Here is an 18,939-nt window from a genome sequence, read left to right on the forward strand (position 1 = left end):
GCGGCCGAACGGACTTACCGTCGTAGTCATGTCACCACAGCTCGTGCACGCCTTGTCCGACCAGAACGTCACGCTGCTGGAGGGCGGCGGCCTCGTGCTCCTCGTGCTCGGGACGCTCGCCCTCCTCGCCTTCTGGGTGGCCGCGGTGATCAGCGTGCTGGCCGCGCCCGTCGGCTGCGGCGCCAAGATCCTCTGGCTGCTCGTGGTGTTCTCGCTGCCCTTCCTCGGCAGCGTCCTGTGGTTCGTGGCCGGAAGGCGCACAGCCGCGGTCTAGCCTCTACAAAGGACTCCACAGTTTCGACGGCGTTCGACAGTGCGTTTCGACGGCATTCGACAGCGTGCTTGACGCTCATCAGGCACCGATGCAGACTCCGGAAAGCGTTTTCCGGACGACGGGGTCGGGGGTCGATGAGCGCTCTAGACGAACTGCGTCAGCTGCGCCGGGGCGGCGCCCAGGTCCGGAAAAGCGACAACAGGGCCGCTTTCTGGTTCCTCGCGCCCTGGTTCGCCGGGCTGCTCCTCGTCACGGTCGGCCCGGTGCTCGCGTCGTTCGGGCTGGGCTTCACGAAGTACAACCTGATCCAGCCGCCGAGGCTCATCGGATTCGACAACTTCGCGCGCATCCTCAGCGACTCCCGCCTGCACAACGCGCTGCGCGTCACGTTCACCTACGTGCTCGTGTCCGTGCCCCTGCAGCTGGCGTGCGCCTTGGGTGTCGCGTTGCTGCTCAACCGGGGGCTGCGCGGGCTCGCGTTTTACCGCTCGGCGTTCTACCTGCCGTCGCTGCTCGGGTCGAGCGTGGCGATCGCGGTGCTGTGGACGCAGGTCTTCGGCACCGAGGGCCTGGTGAACCGCGTGCTGGGGTTCTTCGGGGTCGAGGGCAAGGGGTGGATCTCCGACCCGGACACCGCGTTGTCGACGCTGATCGTGCTGAACGTGTGGACGTTCGGCTCACCGATGATCATCTTCCTGGCCGGGCTGCGGCAGATCCCCGAGGTCTACTACGAGGCCGCCGCGATCGACGGCGCGGGGAGGTGGTCGCGGTTCTGGCGGATCACGCTACCGCTGCTGTCGCCGATCCTGTTCTTCAACCTGGTGCTGCAGATCATCCACGCGTTCCAGTCGTTCACGCAGGCGTTCGTCGTCTCCGGCGGCACCGGCGGGCCGTCCGACTCGACCATGTTCTACACGCTCTACCTGTACCAGCAGGGTTTCAGCCGGTTCGACATGGGTTACGCGTCCGCGCTGGCGTGGTTCCTGCTGCTGATCATCGCGGCGTTCACGGCGATCAACTTCTGGGCGGCCAGGTTCTGGGTGTTCTATGACGACTGAACGGCTCACCTCGCTGGCCAAGCACACCGGACTGGTCCTGATCGGGTTCGTGATGCTGTACCCGGTGCTGTGGATGATCGTCAGCTCGCTGCGGCCGGGCGACGAGATCTTCCGCAGCCCCGGCCTGATCCTCGACAGCCTGCAGACCGAGAACTACACCGAGGGCTGGAACGCGCTCACGCCGTCGTTCGGGACCTACCTGCTGAACTCGGCGATCCTCGTGCTGGGCTGCATCGTCGGCAACCTGGTGTCGTGCTCGATGGCGGCCTACGCCTTCGCGCGGCTGCAGTTCACCGGCAAGCGGTGGTGGTTCGGCATCATGCTCGGCACGATCATGCTGCCGATCCACGTGATCATCGTGCCGCAGTACGTGCTGTTCTCGAACATCGGCTGGGTCAACACCTTCCTGCCGCTGATCGTGCCGAAGATCCTCGCCACGGACGCGTTCTTCGTGTTCCTGATGGTGCAGTTCATCCGCGGGCTGCCGCGCGAGCTCGACGAGGCCGCGCGCATCGACGGCTGCGGCCATCCGCGGATCTTCCTGCGGATCGTGCTGCCGCTGATGAAACCGGCGCTCGCGGCCACCACGATCTTCACGTTCATCTGGACGTGGAACGACTTCTTCAGCCAGCTGATCTACCTGACGGACCCGGAGATGTACACGGTGCCCGTCGCCCTGCGCTCGTTCGTCGACTCGACGGTCGCGACGTCGTGGGGCTCGCAGTTCGCGATGAGCGTGGTGTCGCTCCTCCCGATCTTCCTCGCGTTCCTGATCGGCCAGCGGTACCTCGTCCAGGGGATCGCCACGACCGGGGGCAAGTAGCCGAAAGGACAGCTCATGTTCAGAGGTGTTCGCCGCGGTGCCGCGTGGGTGGTGCTGCTGTCGCTGACCGCGTCCCTGGCGGCGTGCGGGTCCGGTTCCGAGGCCGGTGGCGACCTGACGACGGAGAAGGTCACGCTGCGGTTCACGTGGTGGGGCGCCGACGACCGGCACAAGCGGACCCAGCAGGTCATCGACATGTTCCAGAAGAAGCACCCGAACATCACCGTCAAAGGTGAGTTCAAGGAGTGGAACGGCTACTGGGACAGCCTCGCCACCACGATGGCGGCCAACGACGCGCCGGACATCATGCAGATGGACGAGCTCTACATCGCCTCCTACGCCGAGCGCGGCGCGTTGCTCGACCTGAACGAGGCCAAGAAGCACCTCGACACGGCCGACTTCGACCAGAAGGCGCTCGCCACCGGTGCGATCGCGGACAAGCAGTACGGGTTACCGGTCGGCCTGGGCATGTACTCGATCATGGTCAACCTCGACCTGCTGGCCAAGTACGACATCCCTGTCCCCGACGACACGAAGTGGTCGTGGGACGACCTGAAGAGCATCGGCGACCAGGTGTCGAAAGCCGGTGGCGGCGCGGTGTTCGGCGTCCAGTCGCCCGGCATCAACGACGCGGCCGGCCTGAGCATCCGCGCACGCCAGCAGGGCAAGGCCATGTTCGACGCGGACGCCAAGGTCGTGCTGCCGCAGGAGATCGCCCGCGACTACTGGCAGTACATCCTCGACCTGGCCAAGTCCGGGATCACGGCGCCGCCGTCGGTGACCGTCGAGAAGGCCTCCGCCGGGCTGAACCAGTCCGCGACCGCGACCAGCACCGCGGCGTTCGGCCTGTGGTGGAACACCCAGCTCACCGCGCTGACCGCCGCCAGTGGCGCCAAGCTGAAGCTGCTGCGGCTGCCCGGCGAGACCCAGGGCAAGGCACCCGGCGCCTACTACAAGCCGTCGATGTTCTGGTCGGTGTCCGCTCGGTCGAAGTACCCGGCCGAGGCCGCGGCGTTCGTGAGCTTCCTCGCCAACGACGAGGAGGCCGCGAAGATCCTGCTGACCGAACGCGGTGTGCCCGCCAACCAGAAGATCCGCGAGGCGATCGCCGGCCAGCTCAAGGAGACCGACAAGGCCGCCAAGGAGTACCTCGACACGGTCCCGGTCAGCGACCCGCCCAGGATCACGCCCAACGGCGCCAGCACGCTCGACACGATCCTCAAGCGGCACACCGAGGACGTGCTGTTCGGCCGGACCACGCCGGACGCGGCGGCGGCGTCGTTCATCAAGGAAGTCCAGTCCGAAGTGGACGCCGCGAGGTGAGGCGCGCGGCCATCGTCGGCACGGGTGCGATCGCGGCCGCCCACGCCGAGGCGGTGCGGGCGCTGGGGGACCGCGTCGAGCTGGTGGCCGTGGTGGACGTGGACGCCGACAGAGCGATGGCGTTCGCGAAGGAGTGGGGTGTGCCGCGCACGCACCCCACTCCGGCCGCGTTGCTGGAGGCGGAGGACCTGGACGTGGTGCACGTGTGCACACCGCCGAGCCATCACGTGCCGCTCGCCCTGGAGTGCCTGGCGGCCGGGGTGAACGTGCTGGTGGAGAAGCCGCCGGCGTTGTCGCTGAGCGGGATGGACAGGTTGATCGCGGCCGAACGCGGCTCGGCGGGCCGGGTCTCGACGGTGTTCCAGCACCGCTTCGGGCCCGCCGCGATCCGCCTGCGGCGCCTGGTCTCCGAGGGGGCGTTCGGCAGGTCGTTCGTCGCGAAGTGCGACACGCTCTGGTACCGCGGCGACTCCTACTTCGACATGCCGTGGCGCGGGACGTGGGACAGCGAGGGCGGCGGCCCGACGATGGGTCACGGCATCCACCAGTTCGACCTGATGCTGTCGGTTCTCGGGCCGTGGCAGGAGATCCGGGCCGTGGCGGTGCGGCAGGCGCGGGACGTGCAGACCGAGGACGTCTCGATGGCGCTGGTGACGTTCGCCGACGGCACGGTCGCCTCGGTGACGAACTCGCTGCTGTCGCCCAGGGAGACCTCGCAGCTGCGGTTCGACTTCGAACGCGCCACGGTCGAGGTCGAGCACCTCTACGGCTACACCGACGCGCACTGGACCGTCACACCCGCGCCCGGACACGACGAGGTCGTGAGCCAGTGGCGTGGCGAGCACCCAGGGATTGTCAGCAGCCACCGGTGCCAGCTGGCGGCGTTCCTGGACGCCCTCGACGACGGTTCGGTGCCACCGGTGACCCTCGCCGATGCCCGCGACACCATGGAGTTCGTGGCGGCGCTCTACGCCTCCGCGTTCACCGGGGCCGTCGTGAAGGCCGGCGAGATCGGCCCGGACAGCCCGTTCTACGCGACGATGGAAGGAACCGGTGCGCCGTGGGCGAACTGACCACCCGGCAGGACGACGAGGCGCTCGTCGTGGCGGCGGGCGACGTCGAGCTCCTGCGGTACGTCCACCGGCCGTCGACACCCGCTTTCGAGGGACCGAAGCCCTACCTGCACCCCGTGCGCACGCTCGCCGGTGACGTGGTGACGGCGTTCCGGCCGCACGACCACCGCTGGCACAAGGGCGTGCAGATGACCGCGACCGACGTGTCCGGGCAGAACTTCTGGGGTGGCGTGACGTACGTGCGCGACCAGGGGTACGTGGCGCTGCCGAACGTCGGCACCATGCGGCACGAGGAGTTCGCGGTCGAAGGCTCCCGAATCGGCGAGCTGCTGTCCTGGTACACCGAGGCGGGCGAGCACTGGGTCACCGAACGACGCTCGTTCGCCGTGCGCGACGTCGAGGCCGACTCGTGGACGCTGGAGTTCACCACCGCGCTGACGAACCGGCGGGCCGAGCCGCTGGTCTTCGGCAGCCCGACCACCAACGGCCGTGAGCTCGCGGGCTACACCGGGTTCTTCTGGCGCGGCCCGCGGTCGTTCACCGGCGGTGCCGTGCTCGCCGCCGACGGGGGACAGGGGCAGGAGCTGATGGGCGAGGCCGCGCCCTGGCTCGCGTTCGTCGGCCAGCACGACGAGGTCGACCGCTCGTCGACGCTGCTGTTCCTGGACCACCCCGGCAACAAGGAGACGCACTGGTTCGTGCGCAGCACGCCGTTCGCCGCGGTCAACCCGTCGTTCGCGTTCCACGACACGGTGGAGCTGGCTCCCGGTGAGGTGCTGAACCTGCGGTACCGCCTCGTCGTCGCCACCGGTGCCTGGGACCGAGAGCGACTGCAATCCTATGTGGAGGAACACTCGTGGTGACGCCGTTTCCCGGTGGGGTCGGGATCTCCGGGCTGAGGGTGTACGACTGGCCGGCGGTGGACGGGGTGTGCGGCGGTTCCCCGCACGTCCACCTCGCCTGCTCGGAGTGCTACTACGTGATCGCCGGGAAGGGCAGCGTCCAGACGCTGACCCGGCGCGGGTTCGCCGAGACGCCGTTGCACGAGGGTGTCGTCGCCTGGTTCACGCCCGGCACGATCCACCGCCTGGTCGACGACGGCGGTCTGCGGATCATCGTCGTGATGCAGAACAGCGGCCTGCCGGAGGCGGGGGACGCGGTGTTCACGTTCCCCGCCGAGGTGCTGGCCGACGCGGAGAACTACCCCGCGCACGCCCAGGCCGGCGACGAGCAGTCCGCCCGGCGGCGCAGAAATCTCGCCGTCGAAGGGTTCCTGGAGCTGCGGAGGCGCGTCGAGGCGGGTGAGGACGCGGCGCTGGACGACTTCTACCGCTCGGCCGTGCGGCTGAAGCAGGACGCGCTGGACGCCTGGGAGAAGCGGTGGCGGGCCGGCGCGCTGGCGTCGGCGGAACGCACCGGTGAGCAGCTGGACCGGTTGCGGGACGGCGACATCGGCCACCTCGCCGAGGCCGACGTCCACGTGATGCGCGCGGAAGGGCCGCGGCGGTTCGGCATGTGCGGCCGGCTCGACGTCCACGACCCTGCGGAGGGGACCTCACCGCACGACTGACCTCCTCTGGTCGAACAGCTCGTCGAATCGACAGAACTGTTTGATGGCAACAAATTCGTCCGGGACAGTGAGACGATGAGAATCGCAGCGGGTGCCCTCGTCCTCGTCCTCACCGCAGCCTCCACGACCCCCGTGAACGCGGCGGCGTGGGAGGAGGTGATCGGGACCGGTTCCTTCAGCGGCTACGGCGCGCTGGAGTCGGAGTGGAACTACCGCTACCCGTGGGGCTCCGACCACAACGGCACGGCCAGGATGTACGCGAGCCCCAGCGACCACAACCACGTGTCGCTGTCCGGCGGCGTGCTGACGGTGAAGGCGACGCGCATCTCGTGGGACGAGGGCAACAGCGGCGCCGATCCGCACCTGCCCATCCGCTACCACTCCGGCGCGATCCACGCCAAGGAGCACGTCGTGGTGACCGACCAGTTCCCGAACTGGGAGGTGAAGGGCGACTTCCAGGCGCCGTCCACCCGCGGCACCTGGCCCGCGTTCTGGCTGACCGGCGTCAACAGCTGGCCGCCCGAGAGCGACGTCCTGGAGTTCAAGGGGGACAACCGGAACTGGTTCAACACCTTCCGGACGTCCAGTGACGTGTCGAGCTCGATCGTCAGCGTGTCCTCGCCAGGTTCGTGGCACACGTACCGCGCCTGGATGACCAAGGTGAACACCACCGACGTCGTCATCCACTACTACCTCGACGGCAGGTGGATCGCCCAGCACACCGCGAGGAACTTCGTCGGCAAACCGCTCTGGGTGATCATCAACCTGCAGATGGAGGGCTCGTCGGGCAGTCCGGGCCCGACCGCGGAGACCGTCTACCGGGCCCGCAACGTCTACATCGGACGCACTCGCGCGTGACACCAGCCGGAGGAACCGTGAAGAGGACAGCTTTGAGCCTGGTGGCCGTGATGCTGCTGGCATCGCCGGGAACCGCGGTGGGTGCGCCCGTTGCGGCACCGGCGGTGAGCCTCGTGGCCGACACACTGCTGGATCCTTCAGCGCTGTACTTCGTGTCCTACGACGGGGTGGTGAACAACAACTCGTTCCAGCAGGACGCGATTCTGACTTATCAGGGACGTCAGTACGCCGCCTGGTACACCGCGAGCCGCAACGCCGTGATCGCGCGGCGGGCCGTGGGCGGCACGCGGTGGGAGACCGTGGTCCTGCCGCACCGCCTCAGCACCGACGACTCGCACAACGTGATCTCGCTGGGAATCTCCCCGCAGGACAACACGATCCACGTGGCGTTGGACACGCACAACACGCGCCTGTTCTACTTCCGTTCCCTGCCCGGTCTCGCGACCGGCGCCCAGCAGTGGAACGCCGCCGCGTTCGGCTCGGAGCAGCGCACGCTCGGTGGCGTCGAGCTCGGTGCCATGACCTACCCGCAGTTCGTGGTGACACCTGAAGGCAGGCTGCAGTTCAGCTACCGCACGGGTGGTTCCGGCAACGGCGTCAACGAGCTGGCCGAGTACTCCGGTGGCACGTGGAGCAAACTCGGTGGCTGGTCGTCCGCCACCGGTTCGTACACCGGCCCGAACGGCGTGGTGTCCACGACCCGCAACATGTACCTGCACGGCCTGACCTATGACCGAAGTGGACGGTTGCACGCCGCTTTCACCTGGCGTGAAGGCAACTCCGGTGTGCTGTGCAACGCGGGCGGACTGACCAACCACGACACCGGTTACGTCTACAGCGACGATCGCGGCCGGACGTGGCGCAACGGCGCCGGAACAGTGGTGGGCACGACCGGCGGCACACCGGTGAGCGTCGGCTCGCCGGGTCTGGTGGCCGATCCGCTCGACCCGAACCACGGCCTGATGAACCAGGAGAGCCAGGCCGTGGACGCCCAGGGCCGCCCGCACGTGGTGATCAGCTACGTTCCCGGCCGGTTCACCCAGTGCGTGTCGAACTATGCGCAGCAGCGCGCGCAGTACGGCCGCACGTTCCACGTCTTCCGCGGAGCCGACGGGAGGTGGACCAAGAGGGAGGTTCCGATCCCGCCGAACCACACCCAGCGCACGAAGATCGTGTTCGACCGCGACGACAACGCCTATCTCGTGCAGCCGCGCGGGAGGATCGTGGCGGCGAGCAGGGCCAGTGGCTGGACGGACTGGACGACGTTGTTCGACCGCCCGTCGCTGCAGGCGTTCGGCGAGGTGAACTTGGACGCGTCCCGCGTTGTCTCCCAGGGAATCCTGTCGGTGCAGTACCAGCAGACCTCCAGCGGCACCACGCCTTCGGCGATCCGCGTCGCCGACTTCCGGCTGGGGGTGTGACGTGGACTGGTGAACGAGGTCGAATCCAGGTCGAAGAAACTGCCCTCCGCTCGTTCGATTCTTCGACGCTACCGTTCCTCGTGGTGAAACGTTTCAATTCTGCGGATCACTTCTGCGAGAACACATCCGGTGTCAGGAGGGTGATCGACGATGAGACGGACGACGATGTCAGCATGGCTCGCGGCGATACTCGTCGCGAGCGGCGTTCCCGCGCTCGCGGCCGAGCAGGCGGAGGCCGCCGACCGCGGGCTGGTCAGCATCCGTTCGGTGCGCGGCGACGGCAACTTCGTGTCGTGGCGGCTGTTCGGTTCCGACGCCACCGACGTGGCGTTCAACGTCTACCGCGACGGCGTGAAGGTCAACCGCGCGCCGGTGACGACGGCGACGAGCTATCTCGACGCGGGTGCGCCGGCGACGGCGTCCTACTCGGTGCGCCAGGTGAGCGGAGGCGTGGAGGCGGCGGCCACGCGTTCCGTCGGCACCCTGGCGACGAGCAGGGACGTTCCCATCCAGAGCCCGGGTTCCGGCTACGTGGCGAACGACGCGTCGGTCGGCGACCTGGACGGCGACGGCGAGTACGAGATCGTCCTGAAGTGGGATCCCGCTGACGCCAAGGACAACTCCCAGGCAGGGCGCACCGGCAACGTGTACCTGGACGCGTACGAGCTCAGCGGGGCTCGGCTGTGGCGCGTCGACCTCGGCCGCAACATCCGCGCGGGCGCGCACTACACGCAGTTCCAGGTCTTCGACTACGACGGTGACGGCAGGGCCGAGATCGCCGTGAAGACCGCGGACGGCACGCGGTCGGGCACCGGGCAGGTGATCGGCAACGCGAGCGCCGACCACCGCAACAGCGACGGTTACGTGCTGGCGGGGCCCGAGTTCCTCTCGGTGTTCCGCGGCACGGACGGCGCGGTGCTCGACACCGAGAACTACGTGCCACCACGCGGAACCGTCTCGTCCTGGGGCGACAGCTACGGCAACCGGGTCGACCGCTTCCTGGCCGCCACCGCCTACCTGGACGGCGCGCGGCCGAGCATCGTGATGGCCCGCGGCTACTACACCCGCAGCGTGATCTCGGCGTGGGACTTCCGGAACGGCCAGCTCACGCAACGCTGGACGTTCGACTCGGCGTCCCAGTCGAACCGCTCGGCCTGGGAGGGCAAGGGAAACCACAACCTCTCGATCGCCGACGTGGACGCCGACGGCCGCGACGAGGTCGTCTACGGCTCGATGGCCATCGACGACAACGGCCGCGGCCTGTGGCAGAACAGCACCCACCACGGCGACGCCCTGCACGTCGGCGACTTCATCCCGTCCAGGCCGGGACTGGAGGTCTTCAAGCCCTCGGAGTGGACGACCGAGGTCTCGCACTGGATGGGCGACGCGCGCACCGGGCAGATCCTCTGGAGTGCGCCGTCGTGCGGCTGCGACAACGGCCGCGGGGTCGCCGCGGACGTCTGGGCCGGCAACCCCGGCGCGGAGGCCTGGTCCTCGTCCGTCGCCGGGCTGCGCAGCGCCACCACGGGCGCCCAGGTCTCCGCGCGGAAACCGGGTTCGGCCAACTTCGTGATCTGGTGGGACGGTGACGCGCAGCGCGAGCTGCTCAACGGCACCACGATCGACAAGTACGGTCCCAACGGGGACACGCGGCTGCTCACCGGTTCGGGCGTGGCCTCCAACAACGGCACCAAGTCCACGCCGGCGTTGCAGGCGGACATCCTCGGCGACTGGCGCGAGGAGGTCATCTGGCGGACCTCGGACAGCAGCGCGTTGCGGATCTACTCGACCACCGAGCCGACGACGATCCGGCGGGCCTCGCTGATGGAGGACCGGCAGTACCGGGAGGCGGTGGCGTGGCAGAACACCGCCTACAACCAGCCGCCGCACCCGAGTTTCGCCTCGCCCTGAGCTGAACGCCGAATCCGCGGACGGGGTCTGTCGTCCGCGGATTCGGCTGCTAGGGCAGGGGAACGCGCCGCCAGTCGACGTCCGAGGCGAGGTAGAAGCCCGGGTAGGACGGCTGGTTGTAGGTGGTCTGCTGGCGGGCGACCTCGACGCGGTACTGGCGGTCGTGCATGAGCGTGTACATCTTGTGGCCGGTCGGTTCGGTGCTGATGTAGAAGCGCAGGGCCGTGCTGTCCTGCGTGCGCACGACCAGTTCCTCGCGCCAGTCGCCGAACACGTCGGCCACGAGCGACGGGTTTCCCTTGGTGCCGTTGTTGGTGCGCGTTCCGGTGGCGGTGAGCAGCGTGCCGCGCCGCCAGTCCTCGACGGCCGGCGTCACGTCCTGGGCGCCTGTCACGATCTGGGTGGTGAGGTCACCGGCCCAGCGGATGCTCATGTTCGTGCCGGGGGAACGGGTGTCGAGCCGGCGGCCATCCGCGCTCCAGAGGCCCGCGGAGTCCGAGCCGTTCGGCATGGAGGACCACGTCTCGAGGCCGGGCACGTCCGGGCGGACGTCGCCGATCATGCCGCGGCCGGTGTCCATTCCGGAGTAGGCGCCATAGATCGTCTCGCCGGTGCGGGCGTCGCGCAGCGCGTGGCCGTACGGGGCGGAGCGGGCGCCCTCGTGGACCATGTAGATCTCCAGGCCGGGACGGCTCGGGTCGACGTCGGTGACGTGCAGGGCGTCGCCGTGCCCTACCCGGACCTCGGCTCCCGGCTGTGCGCTGCCTGGTGGCAGCACGCCGACCGAGCTGTAGAGCAACGAGCCGTCGTCGTCGAGGGTCGCGCCGCCGTAGACGATCTCCTGCCTCCCGTCGCCGTCCACGTCGGCGACGCTCAGGGAGTGCGCCCCCTGCGTCGTGAGCCTGGCATGACTGGGGTTCGTGCCGTCGCGGCCGTGCGGGGTGTCGCGGAACGGGTTCGTCATCGGCACCCAGCCGCTGTCGACCAGCCAGCGCTTCTCGAGCCGCCTGCCGTCCCAGTCGTAGGTCGCCACGGTGGAACGGGTGTAGTAGCCGCGCGCGAAGATCGCGGACGGCCGTTTCCCGTCCAGGTAGGCGACTCCCGACAGGAACCGGTCGACGCGGTTGCCCGGTTCGATGCGGGCCATGGCGTAGTCGCCCCACAGGAGCCCGTCGTCGGTGCGGCCGGGCTCGTAGCGGACGGTCTGCAGCTCGCGTCCCGTGGCGCCGTCGAACACGGTCAGGTACTCCGGACCGTCGACGATGAAACCGGCGAACTGGCGCAGTCTGTTGTTGGCGCTGCGGGACGGCGCGTAGACGTCGACGAAGTGGTCGACCAGCGCGGCAGCGTCCTCTGTGGACAGCGGGTAGGTGTAGCGCTGCTCGATGCCGAACGCCTGCTCCAGCGTCGCGGGCCACCGGCCGGCGACCACCTCGGGATGTGAGTCCCAGCCGCGGAACACACCGATGAGGTGCTCGCGGTACCCCTGCGGGCTGAGCCGGTAGTCGTCGCTGTGCCGATAACCGGCGCGCACGTCCTCCCGTGGCATCGTGACGAACCGCTCGCGGCCGTCACGCGTGCCCGGCGCGGTCTTGGTCATCAGCTCCGCGCGGCCGTCGCCGTCGAAGTCGTAGACCAGGAACTGGGTGTAGTGCGCGCCCGCCCGGATGTTCACCCCGAGGTCGATCCGGTGCAACAGCGTGCCGTCGAGGCGGTACGTGTCCAGGTAGACCGGACCGGTGTAGCCGACCTGCGAGACGTCCTTGGAGTTGCTGGGATCCCACTTGACGACGTACTCGTACTGGCCGTCGCCGTCCACGTCACCGACGCTGACGTCGTTGGCGGAGTAGGTGTAGTGCTCACCTGCTGGCGTCACGCCGTCCGCCGGCTTGTGCAGCGGCAGGTCGTGATGGGACGCCGCCCACGCGGTCACGGGCCTGCTGCGCCCCAGCTGGACGCCACGTCGTACCGGAGCGACCTGGTACCGCGAACCAGGCGCCGCGCCGGTGTCGACGTAGGTGGTGCTGTCGGTGACGGTCGCGATGCGCTTCCCGTCCCGGTACACCGCGAAATCCGGCCCCGCGAGACCGGTGGCGGTGGCTCCGGTGGCCTCCCGGCCGAACAGGCGCCAGCTCAGGTGCACACCGCCCTCGACGGTGGCCGCGACGAGCCCGCGGTGCTCACCGGGCGTGGGGTGCGCGGAGGCGGGCAGTTGCCCGGCCAGCACGGCTGTGAACACCAACGGCAGCAGAACCCCTCGTCGCAGATCCACGACGGCTACGATGAACCTTGTCCAGCTCCTGACGCAAGGGTCTGAATGTGTTGCTGCGTAATGCGGAAAGCGTTTTCCGTGACTGTTGTCGAATCGGGCCCGCCGTTCGACGAACGAGGTGTCGAACGAGTCGAATCCCCCTGGTGGTGCCCCGGTGACGCGCCTGTGGTTCGAGGCCCCCGCCGCGGTGTGGGAGGAGGCGCTGCCGCTGGGCACCGGCAGGCTCGGCGCGATGTGCTTCGGCGGCGTCGACGCCGAACTGGTGCAGCTCAACGACGACCGGCTGTGGACGGGGTCGCCGCTGCCCGCGCCGTCCGGTGACCCGGAGCTGGTGGAGCAGGCCCGTGCGCACGTGCTGGCCGGCAACCCTCGTGCGGCGGACGAGGTGCTGCGCCGCGTCCAGGGGCCGGACACCGCGAAGTACCTGCCGCTGGCGGAGGTCTCGCTCGTCAGCGGATCCGGCCGGGCCGAGGCCTACCGGCGTGAGCTCGACCTGCGCACCGGCACGTACTCGGTCTCCTACCGGACCGGGGAGGCGGTGGTGCGGCGGGAGGCCGTGTGCCACGCGGGCCTGCACGCCCTGGCGCTGCGGGTGACCGGCGCCGGGGTGAGCCCGGTGCTGCGCGGGGCGTTGCCCGGCGAGCACTTCACCTCGTCCGGCGGCATCGTGGGGGTGCGGGGCGTGGTGCCGTCCGGGATGGCCTGGGCGGCGGTCGTGGCGGTGGACGGCGACACGGTCTACGTCACCACCGAGACCGGCTACCGCGGGCCTTTCACCGCGCCGGTGGACGATCCCGCGGAGTGCTCGCGCGTGGCGGTCGAGCGGGTCGAACAGGCCCGCGGGCTGGGCTGGGCGACGTTCCGCGACGAGGCCGTCGAGGCCCACCGGGCGTTGTTCGACCGGGTGAGCCTGCAGCTGGGCCCGGTGCCGGACCTGCCGACCGGCGAACGGATCGTGCGGCCCGACCGGGCGTTGCCGGCACTGCTGTTCCAGTACGGCCGCTACCTGCTGATCACGAGCTCCCGGCCGGGCACGCTGCCCGCGAACCTGCAGGGCATCTGGAACCCGCACACCGATCCGCCGTGGCGCGGCAACTACACGCTCAACATCAACCTGCAGATGAACTACTGGCTGGCCGAGGTGACCGCGTTGCCCGAGTGTCACGAGCCGCTGCTGGAGTTCGTCGCCCAGCTGTCCGGACCCGGTGCGGCGACGGCGAAGGCGCTCTACGGCGCGCCCGGCTGGGTGGCGCACCACAACAGCGACCCGTGGTGCCTCACCACCCCGGTCGGCGACGGCGGTGGCGACCCGGCGTGGGCGAACTGGCCGATGGCCGCGGCCTGGTTGTGCCGGCACCTCCTGGACCACTACGCGTTCACCGGTGACGTCGACTGGTTGCGCGAGCACGCGTGGCCGGTGCTGCGCGGCGCGGCCGAGTTCTGCCTGCACCGGCTGGTCTCCCGCGACGGCGTGCTCACGACGGCGCCGTCGACGTCGCCCGAGAACCACTACCTGGCCGGGGGAGAACAGGTCGCGGCCGGTGTCGGGTCGACGATGGACCTGGCGTTGACGGCCGAGGTGTTCGCCGGTCTGGTCGAGGCCGCGGAGGTGCTGGGGCTGCGCGACGACCTGGTGGACGAGGTGCGCGGGACCGAGCTGCCGCCACCGCCGGTCGGGTCGCACGGCGGGCTGCTGGAGTGGGCGGACGAGGTGCCCGACGCGGAGCCGGACCATCGGCACGTGTCGCACCTGTACGGCCTGTACCCCGGCGCTCAGATCGATCCCGTGCTGACACCGGAGCTGGCCGAGGCCGCCCGGCGTGCGCTCGTCGCCAGGGGAGACGCGGGCACGGGCTGGTCGCTGGCCTGGAAAGCCGCGCTGTGGGCACGGCTCGGGGACGGCGACCGCGCGCACACGTTGCTGGCGATGCTGCTGACGGACGCGACGGACGGCAGCCCGCACGGGGGAGGGGTGTACCGGAACCTGCTGTGCGCGCACCCGCCGTTCCAGATCGACGGCAACTTCGGCGCCACCGCCGCGATCGCGGAGATGCTGCTGCAGAGCCACACCGGTGAGCTGCGGCTGCTGCCCGCGCTGCCCTCGGCGTGGCCGACCGGGGTGGTGCGCGGACTGCGGGCGCGGGGCGGCGTGGTGGTCGACCTGTGGTGGGACGCAGGGGAGCTGAAGGCCGTCGCGTTGCGCAGTCTTGGTGGTGCCAAGACCGTGGTTCTGACGTGCCAGGGACATGCGGCGGAAGTGACGGTCCGGCCGGACGTCCAGCTGATGCTCGGCGAGAAGCTCGTGCCACGGTGACGGACGTCCGCGCCCGATGGGGGCGCGGACGTCGGCCTCATCGCACGAAGATCGCGCCGAGCCGGTCGACCTCGGTGCCCGAGCGGCCGGTGAACCCGGCGATGCGCCAGCCTTCCGGTGCGGTGAGGGTGAGCGTCTCCCCGGTCGGCTGACCCGCCGAGAGCGTGCGCCCCCGGTTGGTGGTGAAGGCCGCTGAGAACACCCGCGTGCGGCCGTTGTACTTGCTCTGGCTCAGCTTCGCGGACACGAGGTGTTCACCCGGTTCGAGCGTGAGGGACGTCGCTGTGCCGCCCGTGCCGCCGTGGGCGAGCGTGGTGCCGTTCGTGAGCGTGACCGCGATCTGGTCCAACCTGCTGCCACCGCGCAATGTGAGCGTGCGCACGGCCCCCAGGTCGATCGCCGCGAGGTCTGTGAACGGAGTCCCGTGCGGACCACCGGCCTCTGCGCTGAGCTGGATGTTGTCGTCCGCCGTCCAGTCGAACCGGGCGGCGATCGGGTAGTGGTCGGACAGCGGCTTGCCCTGGGAGTCCAGGAAGGCCGCGTTGTCGTTGCGGTAGTCCCGTGCGGTCAGCGTGATCTGCCGGCTGCCGCGGTAGAGGATCTTGTCGACGACCTCGCAGGAGTCGGTGAGCGCAGCCGGGTCGCACACGAGTGCAGGGGCGCCCGCCGCGGGTGCCTGGCCGCCGCGTTCGAGCTGGACCCACGCGTCGGTCAGGCCGTTGGTGGTGACCAGTTCGCGGATGTTGTCGGCCTCGCGGGTGTAGCGGGTGTTGGTGTCGCCCATGACGATGACCGCGTTGCCCGCCGAGTTCGCGGCGATGAAACGGGAGAGCTGGGTGATGTTCGACCGGCGCGCGGCGAGGTCGGCGGTCTCGGTGCCCGCGTTGGGGTGCAGGTTGTACAGGTCGACGGTCACCCCGGCAGCCAGCGTGATCCGCTTGTACGTGAACCCCTTGGGCGTGAGGCAGTCCGTGCCGTTGCAGGACGCCCACTTCGTGCGTTCGAGGTCGCTGTAGGGCCGGTGCGACAGCGTGTTGAGGCCACTGCCGAACGGGACACCGCCGCTGGTGGGCGTGCGGTGGGCGTGGTTGTCGCCCGCGTACAGGGCCGCGTGGTAGTTGAAGTCCTCCTGGACGTTGATGACGTCGTAGGGCGCCAGGCGCGGGCTGATCAACGGCGTGTTCACGGCGGGGTTGCCGGACGACAGCGGCTCGGGCAGGCCCGCGACGTTGTAGGTCAGCACCTCGAAGCTGCCACCGGTGGTGGCGTGTGCGGGCGTGGCGAGCGCCGCCAGCACCACGGGGATCAGGAGCAGGGGTCTGATCATCAGTTGCGCGTCCACTTCCGGTTCGAGGTGACGGTGCTCGAGGCGACTATGGGAACAAGCAAACGTGTGAACGTTAACATTCGCTCTTGCGACTCACTTTCCGCTTTGCAGGGGGATTCAGGGAAAGGGAAATCCGACGTGATGTGAGCGCTGTCATGATCTAGCCGCGGACCCGGGCGGTCAACGGATCGGCGAATGTTCGTGGTCGATTCGACGAATGCGTTCGACGGTATGACAGGGGGCGCCCGGCCGGACAAACCCGAGGTCAGCCGGATGTCCGCAGCGGACATCCTGTGTTCGTGGGCCACTCGGCGGTGTCCCGGGGTGATCGGCTGGCTAGGGTCCGAATTCTGGGAGCGCTCCCAGAATTCCCCAGTTCAACCGAACATTTCCCTGGAGGTCGTCGTGACCTTGCGATTTCTCCGAGCGGTGGTGACCGGGCTGCTGCTGGCGGCCTGTGTCGTCATCGCTCCCACCGCGGTGAACGCCGCCGCACCAGTGCGAGTGATGGCGCTCGGTGACTCCATCACCGGCTCCCCGGGGTGCTGGCGGGCGCTGCTGTGGAAGCACCTGCAGGAGACCGGGTACACCGACGTCGACTTCGTCGGCTCGCTGCCGGCGCAGGGCTGCGGCTTCACCCACGACGGTGACAACGAGGGCCACGGCGGGTTCCTCGCGACCAACATCGTGCGGGACAACCAGCTCCCCGGCTGGCTCTCCTCGGCGCGGCCGGACGTCGTGCTCATGCACCTGGGCACCAACGACGTCTGGAACAACATCCCGGCGAGCACGATCCTCAACGCCTACACCGCGTTGCTCGGCCAGATGCGGGCGAGCAACCCGGCGATCAAGCTGGTCGTCGCGCAGATCATCCCGATGAACCCGTCGAGCTGCTCCGCGTGCGGGCAGCGGGTGGTGGACCTGAACGCCGCGATCCCCGGCTGGGCGCGGGCGAACAGCACCACGGCGTCGCCGATCACGGTCGTGGACCAGTGGACGGGGTTCGACACGGCCGCCGACACCACCGACGGTGTGCACCCCAACAGCTCCACCGGTATCCAGAAGATCGAGAGCCGCTGGTACCCGGCGGTGGTGGCGGCCCTGCGCTCCCAGCCCGCGGCGGTCGGGCTGCACGTCGAGGGCACGCGGGTCGTCGAGGGCAACGGCGCCACGTTCGTCATGCGCGGCGTGAACCACGCCCACGTCTGGTACCAGAACCAGACCAGGGCGTTCGCGGACATGAAGACCTTCGGCACCAACACGGTGCGCGTCGTGCTCGGCAGCGGGCAGCGGTGGGGACCGACTCCGGCGTCGGAGGTCTCGAGCGTCATCTCGTTGTGCAAGCAGAACAAGCTGATCTGCGTGCTGGAGGTGCACGACACCACCGGGTTCGGTGAGCAGAGCGGCGCCGCGAGCCTGGACCAGGCGGCGACCTACTGGATCAGCGTGGCGGACGCGTTGAAGGGCCAGGAGAACTACGTCGTCGTCAACCTGGGCAACGAGCCGTTCGGCAACAACGCCTCGGTGAGCGCGACCTGGGCGAGCGCGACCAGCAGCGCCATCAGCAGGCTGCGCGGTGCCGGGCTGCAGCACCTGATCATGGCTGACGCACCGATGTGGGGCCAGGACTGGGGCAACATCATGCGCGACAACGCGGCCTCGGTGTTCAACGCCGACCCGTTGCGCAACACCGTGTTCTCCATCCACATGTACGGCGTCTACGACACCGCGGCCGAGATCAACGCCTACTTCGACGCGTTCAGGACCGCCGGCCTGCCGCTCGTGGTGGGGGAGTTCGGCCACAACCACTCCGACGGCGACCCGGACGAGGCCACGATCATGGCGCAGGCCCAGGCGCGCGGCCTCGGTTACCTCGGCTGGTCGTGGAGCGGCAACAGCAGCGACGTCGGCTACCTGGACATGACGAACTCCTTCAACCCGGCGAGCCTCACCTCGTGGGGCGAGAGGTTCCTCAACGGCGCCAACGGTGTCCGGGAGACCTCGAAGGAGGCCACGATCTACGGCGGCGGCAACCCCGGCGACACCCAGCCGCCGTCCACACCGGGCACACCGGCGGCCTCCGGCGTCACGTCCACCGGCCTCACGCTGAACTGGACGGCGTCGACCGACAACGTCGGCGTCACCGGCTACGACGTGCTGCGGGCAGTGGGCAGCGGCTCGTTCACCACAGTCGGCTCGACGGCGACCACGACCTACACCGACTCCGGCCTCACCCCGTCGACCACCTACCGGTACCAGGTGCGGGCGAGGGACGCGGCCGGCAACGTGTCGGCGACCTCCGGGATCGTGTCGGCCACGACCAGCGCGGGTGGCGGCACCGGCGCCTGCAAGGTGGGCTACTCGGGTCAGAACTGGGGCGGTGGCAACGGTTTCACGGCCGGCGTCACCATCACCAACACGGGCACCTCGGCGATCGACGGCTGGACGCTGGCCTTCAGCTACGCGAACGGTCAGAAGGTCACGCTCCCGGGCTGGGGTGCGACGTTCGCCCAGTCGGGCGCTGCCGTCACCGCGACGAACCTGACGTGGAACCGCTCGCTGGCGCCGAACGCGTCGACGAACATCGGGTTCAACGGCACGTTCAGCGGGACGAACCCCGCGCCGACCGCGTTCACGCTCAACGGAAGCACCTGCACGACCGGTTGACATTTAAACGATTCAACCGGTGATGTCCGATTGCGGACAGCCTGCTCC

At 69.3% G+C, this 18,939-nt stretch carries 14 protein-coding genes; 12 read left to right on the top strand and 2 right to left on the bottom strand.

What is annotated here, in order from left to right; genetic code table 11:
* Positions 1–28 precede the first annotated feature (28 nt).
* The 10 genes from ACSHWB_RS31655 to ACSHWB_RS31700 all read left to right on the top strand — a co-directional run bounded on the left by ACSHWB_RS31655 (position 29) and on the right by ACSHWB_RS31700 (position 10,311).
* Positions 29–274 (top strand): PLD nuclease N-terminal domain-containing protein, encoded by a 246-nt coding sequence (locus ACSHWB_RS31655; protein WP_439656940.1) that lies wholly within the window; start codon positions 29–31, stop codon positions 272–274.
* Between the two features lie 134 nt (positions 275–408).
* Positions 409–1,332, top strand: a complete 924-nt coding sequence (locus ACSHWB_RS31660) for a carbohydrate ABC transporter permease (RefSeq protein WP_439656941.1) — start codon at positions 409–411, stop codon at positions 1,330–1,332.
* Positions 1,322–2,155, top strand: coding sequence for a carbohydrate ABC transporter permease (locus ACSHWB_RS31665; protein WP_439656942.1), 834 nt, complete (start codon positions 1,322–1,324; stop codon positions 2,153–2,155). Before ACSHWB_RS31660 ends, ACSHWB_RS31665 begins: the two co-directional genes overlap by 11 nt.
* A gap of 15 nt (positions 2,156–2,170) precedes the next feature.
* A complete protein-coding gene (locus ACSHWB_RS31670; RefSeq protein ID WP_439656943.1) occupies positions 2,171–3,478 on the top strand; it encodes an ABC transporter substrate-binding protein in 1,308 nt (435 codons plus the stop codon).
* The gene (locus tag ACSHWB_RS31675) at positions 3,475–4,551 is read left to right on the top strand and encodes a Gfo/Idh/MocA family protein (RefSeq protein ID WP_439656944.1); all 1,077 of its coding nucleotides are present in this window, start codon (positions 3,475–3,477) and stop codon (positions 4,549–4,551) included. The genes ACSHWB_RS31670 and ACSHWB_RS31675 overlap by 4 nt, the downstream gene beginning before the upstream one ends.
* Complete coding sequence (locus ACSHWB_RS31680; RefSeq protein ID WP_439656945.1) at positions 4,539–5,414, top strand: PmoA family protein; 876 nt, start codon at positions 4,539–4,541, stop codon at positions 5,412–5,414. Before ACSHWB_RS31675 ends, ACSHWB_RS31680 begins: the two co-directional genes overlap by 13 nt.
* On the top strand, positions 5,408–6,121 hold the full coding sequence (locus ACSHWB_RS31685; protein ID WP_439656946.1) for a cupin domain-containing protein: 714 nt from the start codon (positions 5,408–5,410) through the stop codon (positions 6,119–6,121). The genes ACSHWB_RS31680 and ACSHWB_RS31685 overlap by 7 nt, the downstream gene beginning before the upstream one ends.
* 75 nt (positions 6,122–6,196) lie before the next feature.
* On the top strand, positions 6,197–6,979 hold the full coding sequence (locus tag ACSHWB_RS31690; protein WP_439656947.1) for a family 16 glycosylhydrolase: 783 nt from the start codon (positions 6,197–6,199) through the stop codon (positions 6,977–6,979).
* A gap of 17 nt (positions 6,980–6,996) precedes the next feature.
* Positions 6,997–8,400, top strand: coding sequence for a BNR repeat-containing protein (locus ACSHWB_RS31695; RefSeq protein ID WP_439656948.1), 1,404 nt, complete (start codon positions 6,997–6,999; stop codon positions 8,398–8,400).
* Positions 8,401–8,550: 150 nt separating this feature from the next.
* Positions 8,551–10,311, top strand: coding sequence for a rhamnogalacturonan lyase (locus tag ACSHWB_RS31700; RefSeq protein WP_439656949.1), 1,761 nt, complete (start codon positions 8,551–8,553; stop codon positions 10,309–10,311).
* Between the two features lie 49 nt (positions 10,312–10,360).
* On the opposite strand, the gene ACSHWB_RS31705 is transcribed toward ACSHWB_RS31700, so the two are convergent.
* Positions 10,361–12,583 carry a rhamnogalacturonan lyase gene (locus ACSHWB_RS31705; protein ID WP_439656950.1) on the bottom strand — a complete coding sequence of 741 codons (2,223 nt, stop codon included), beginning with the start codon at positions 12,581–12,583 and terminating at the stop codon, positions 10,361–10,363.
* Between the two features lie 154 nt (positions 12,584–12,737).
* On the opposite strand from ACSHWB_RS31705, the gene ACSHWB_RS31710 reads away from it, so the two are divergent.
* Positions 12,738–14,897 carry a glycosyl hydrolase family 95 catalytic domain-containing protein gene (locus tag ACSHWB_RS31710; protein ID WP_439656951.1) on the top strand — a complete coding sequence of 720 codons (2,160 nt, stop codon included), beginning with the start codon at positions 12,738–12,740 and terminating at the stop codon, positions 14,895–14,897.
* Between the two features lie 37 nt (positions 14,898–14,934).
* Here the strand turns inward: ACSHWB_RS31710 and ACSHWB_RS31715 are convergent, their stop codons facing one another.
* Positions 14,935–16,224, bottom strand: a complete 1,290-nt coding sequence (locus ACSHWB_RS31715) for a jacalin-like lectin (RefSeq protein WP_439656952.1) — start codon at positions 16,222–16,224, stop codon at positions 14,935–14,937.
* 405 nt (positions 16,225–16,629) lie between these two features.
* Here ACSHWB_RS31715 and ACSHWB_RS31720 point away from each other — a divergent pair, with 405 nt between their 5' ends.
* Positions 16,630–18,891, top strand: coding sequence for a cellulase family glycosylhydrolase (locus tag ACSHWB_RS31720; RefSeq protein WP_439656953.1), 2,262 nt, complete (start codon positions 16,630–16,632; stop codon positions 18,889–18,891).
* The last annotated feature ends 48 nt before the right edge of the window (positions 18,892–18,939 follow it).

The sequence above is a fragment of the Lentzea sp. HUAS TT2 genome, assembly GCF_051853195.1.
In the GTDB taxonomy this organism is placed as follows: domain Bacteria; phylum Actinomycetota; class Actinomycetes; order Mycobacteriales; family Pseudonocardiaceae; genus Lentzea.

Bases quoted from the DNA above. Each gene is read 5' to 3' on its own strand.
- ACSHWB_RS31665 (WP_439656942.1), top strand. From the start codon at position 1,322: ATGACGACTGAACGGCTCACCTCGCTGGCCAAGCACACCGGACTGGTC.
- ACSHWB_RS31715 (WP_439656952.1), bottom strand. From the start codon at position 16,224: ATGATCAGACCCCTGCTCCTGATCCCCGTGGTGCTGGCGGCGCTCGCC.
- ACSHWB_RS31655 (WP_439656940.1), top strand. From the start codon at position 29: ATGTCACCACAGCTCGTGCACGCCTTGTCCGACCAGAACGTCACGCTG.
- ACSHWB_RS31660 (WP_439656941.1), top strand. From the start codon at position 409: ATGAGCGCTCTAGACGAACTGCGTCAGCTGCGCCGGGGCGGCGCCCAG.
- ACSHWB_RS31700 (WP_439656949.1), top strand. From the start codon at position 8,551: ATGAGACGGACGACGATGTCAGCATGGCTCGCGGCGATACTCGTCGCG.
- ACSHWB_RS31690 (WP_439656947.1), top strand. From the start codon at position 6,197: ATGAGAATCGCAGCGGGTGCCCTCGTCCTCGTCCTCACCGCAGCCTCC.
- ACSHWB_RS31670 (WP_439656943.1), top strand. From the start codon at position 2,171: ATGTTCAGAGGTGTTCGCCGCGGTGCCGCGTGGGTGGTGCTGCTGTCG.